The 547-nt window shown below is 33.3% G+C and carries 1 protein-coding gene; it reads left to right on the top strand.

Translation table 11 applies throughout. The features are described from left to right. A partial coding sequence (locus HMPREF1871_RS06280; protein WP_198145765.1) for a hypothetical protein occupies positions 1–547 on the top strand: 547 nt, incomplete at both ends.

Raw genomic sequence — 547 nt, 5'->3', positions numbered from 1 at the left:
CAACATACAAAGACACAACAAAAGTATTTAAAGAATGGGATAGTACAGTTCCAGATACTGGAGAAGTTCAAGAACAAGAATTCACAGCAGACTACAAAGACGTAGTAAAAACAGGTACAGATCCTAAAGTAAAAGCTCAAGTTGGCTACACAAGAGTAACCTTTGACGCAGGAGACGGTAACACAATAGACGGAACAAACAGATACAAATACATCGACGTATTAACAGGAACAGAATGGGATAACGAAAAAGTAACAAAAGAAATACCAAAAAGCGCAACATACAAAGACAATACAAAAGTATTTGACAAATGGAGTGAAAAAGTACCAGATACTGGAGAAGTTCAAAAACAAGAATTCACAGCAGAATACAAAGCAAACAAAGAAGCAAAAGATAAAAAAGAACTAGAAGACGCAAAAGAAGCGCTAAAACCTATAATAGAAAAAAAATTCCAAGATCCTAAGCAAAAAGCATCAGTTTTAAAAGATTTAGCAAAATTAAAAACATTAAAAGAAGTAGAACAATTAAAAGCTGATATCGAAGGTTC

Origin of the sequence: Gemelliphila asaccharolytica (genome assembly GCF_001553005.1) — a bacterium.
In the GTDB taxonomy this organism is placed as follows: Bacteria; Bacillota; Bacilli; order Staphylococcales; family Gemellaceae; genus Gemelliphila; species Gemelliphila asaccharolytica.
This window is presented reverse-complemented; position numbering and strand designations above follow the sequence as displayed.